The sequence below is a fragment of the Bradyrhizobium sp. genome (assembly GCF_049691595.1).
In the GTDB taxonomy this organism is placed as follows: Bacteria; Pseudomonadota; Alphaproteobacteria; order Rhizobiales; family Xanthobacteraceae; genus Bradyrhizobium.
This window is the reverse complement of record NZ_JBAVNZ010000158.1, coordinates 1-2,283: the sequence shown is the minus strand read 5'-3', so window position 1 is coordinate 2,283 and position 2,283 is coordinate 1. Positions and strand designations below refer to the sequence as shown.

Genomic DNA, 2,283 nt, shown 5'->3' with positions numbered 1-2,283 from the left:
GTCCTATGTGGGGCTCGGCGTCAGCATGTATCCTTATATCGTGCCGCAGAGCATCACGATCTGGCAGGCGGCGTCACCCGAGAACAGCCAGCTCTTCATGCTGTTCGGCGTGGCGGTGCTGATACCGCTGATTCTCGGCTACACCGCGTGGACGTATTGGGTGTTCCGCGGCAAGGTCGGCGCCCACAGCGGCTATCATTGATGCCCGCTGGGCGAAATCCGCGTTCCTTGACGCAGCGCCTGCTGTGGTTCGCCACGCTTTGGCTCGGCGGCGTCGGTACCGTCGCCCTCATCTCCTACGGCTTGCGGCTCTGGATCGCGCCGAAATAAGGCGGCGGACGCGGCGTAGCGCCTCTTCGGCGGTGCACGGCAGGGCCTGAACAAAAAATCGCGAAAACAACCCCATGCAAAGTAGCGTGGGCCGCGCCTTGCTGCGCTGCGTCCGGGGCACGAGAAGAAAAATGGTCCTTGGTCACGGCCCAACCTAATCTCATCCCGCCCTGGCAACTTAGAATGTTCATGACATTTCAGTGACCTATCCGCCACATTCGCCTTGAACTTGCCATCAAGCGATCCCTGAGATTTGATGGTCCCAACGATTTGGCTGTCGGGCCAACAAGGAGAGCTTTGCATGACGAAATTTCGTCACCTGATCTGGACGATGATCGCAGCAGGCGGCCTGGTGCTGTCGGCCTCGCAAAGCCATGCCCAGAAGCCCGATGTCGGCGACCAGCCGGGGCTGCTGGCCGACGACAGCGTCGAACTGGATCCGGAATTCAGGAAGCAGGCGGTGCTTTACCGCACCAACGAGGCCCCGGGCACCATCATCATCGCCACTGCGGAGCGCCATCTCTATCTGGTGCAGGGCAATGGCCGCGCCATCCGCTATGGCATCGGCGTCGGCCGCGAGGGATTCCAGTGGCAGGGGCTTTTGAACATTACCCGCAAGGCGGAGTGGCCGGACTGGACGCCGCCGCCGGAGATGATCGCGCGCCAGCCCTATTTGCCGCGCTTCATGGCCGGCGGACCCGGCAACCCGCTCGGCGCCCGCGCCATGTATCTCGGCACCACCGTCTATCGCATCCACGGCACCAACCGGCCGGACACCATCGGCACCGCGGTCTCCTCCGGCTGCTTCCGGCTGGTCAATGCCGACGTGACCGACCTCTATGAGCGCGTCCCGGTCGGCACCAAGGTCATCGTCCGGCAGAAGCCGGAACTGTAACCGCGACGGCCCCCTTTCGGGGCCGCTCATTTTCCTGCCATCGATGAGAGAAAGATCATGCGCACATTCCGGGGCGGCCTGCTGATTGGGCTGGCGGTCGCAGTCGCGGTCGCGGCGATCGCGATCGCCTATGAGCGATACGACACGCGGACGCTGAAGCGCACGATCCGGCGCGGCGAGGTGCTGTGCGGCGTCAATGCCGGCCTGCCCGGCTTCTCGATCCCCGACGACAAGGGCAACTGGAGCGGCTTCGACGTCGACTTCTGCCGCGCGGTCGCGGCCGCGATCTTCGACGATCCGAACAAGACGAAATTCGTTCCGCTCGACGCCAGCGAACGCTTCAGGGAACTGCAGAGCCGCAAGGTCGACATCCTCTCGCGCAACTCGACCTGGAGCATGTCGCGCGAGACCAACTACGACCTCTACTTCCCGGCAGTCGCCTATTATGACGGCCAGGGATTCATGCTGCCGCGCGCGCGCAACATCGATTCCGCGCTCGACCTCAACAACAGCAAGGTCTGCGTGCAGGCGGCGACGACCACACAGCTCAACCTCGCGGATTATTTCCGCGCCAACAACATGAAGTACGAGGAGATGAAATTCTCCAAGCTGGACGAGGTGGTCAAGGCCTATGATTCCGGCCAGTGCAACACCTTCACCGCTGACGTCTCCCAGCTCTATGCGCTGCGGCTCAATCTTTCCAGGCCGAACGACCATGTCATCCTGCCCGACGTCGTCTCCAAGGAGCCGCTCGCCCCCGTGGTGCGGCAACGCGACGACGACTGGATGATGATCGTGAAGTGGACGCTGTATGCGATGATCAACGCCGAAGAGCTCGGCGTTACCTCGAAGAATATCGATGAGGCGCTGAAGTCCAAGAAGCCGGACGTGATGCGGCTGGTCGGCACCGAAGGCGCTTATGGCGAGGAGCTCGGCCTGACCAGGGACTGGGCCGCCCGCATCATCCGCCACATCGGCAATTACGGCGAAGTCTATGAGCGCAACGTCGGCTCGGAATCCAAGCTGAAGATTCCGCGCGGACTGAACCAGCTCTGGAG

Annotated in this window: 4 protein-coding genes; all 4 read left to right on the top strand. The window is 62.7% G+C overall.

All coding sequences use genetic code 11. From position 1 onward, the window contains the following. Positions 1 to 202 (top strand): cytochrome d ubiquinol oxidase subunit II (locus tag WCE35_RS07025; RefSeq protein ID WP_424592625.1); only part of this gene is annotated, 202 nt, incomplete at its 5' end. Next, complete coding sequence (locus WCE35_RS07020; RefSeq protein ID WP_424592624.1) at positions 202 to 330, top strand: DUF2474 domain-containing protein; 129 nt, start codon at positions 202 to 204, stop codon at positions 328 to 330. The genes WCE35_RS07025 and WCE35_RS07020, both read left to right, overlap by 1 nt. 301 nt (positions 331 to 631) lie before the next feature. Beyond that, positions 632 to 1,225 carry a L,D-transpeptidase gene (locus WCE35_RS07015; protein ID WP_424592623.1) on the top strand — a complete coding sequence of 198 codons (594 nt, stop codon included), beginning with the start codon at positions 632 to 634 and terminating at the stop codon, positions 1,223 to 1,225. 57 nt (positions 1,226 to 1,282) lie between these two features. Then, on the top strand, positions 1,283 to 2,283 hold a 1,001-nt coding region (locus WCE35_RS07010; protein ID WP_424592622.1), incomplete at its 3' end, for an amino acid ABC transporter substrate-binding protein.

Coding starts and splice junctions, on each gene's coding strand:
- WCE35_RS07020 (WP_424592624.1), top strand. CDS start 202: ATGCCCGCTGGGCGAAATCCGCGTTCCTTGACGCAGCGCCTGCTGTGG.
- WCE35_RS07015 (WP_424592623.1), top strand. CDS start 632: ATGACGAAATTTCGTCACCTGATCTGGACGATGATCGCAGCAGGCGGC.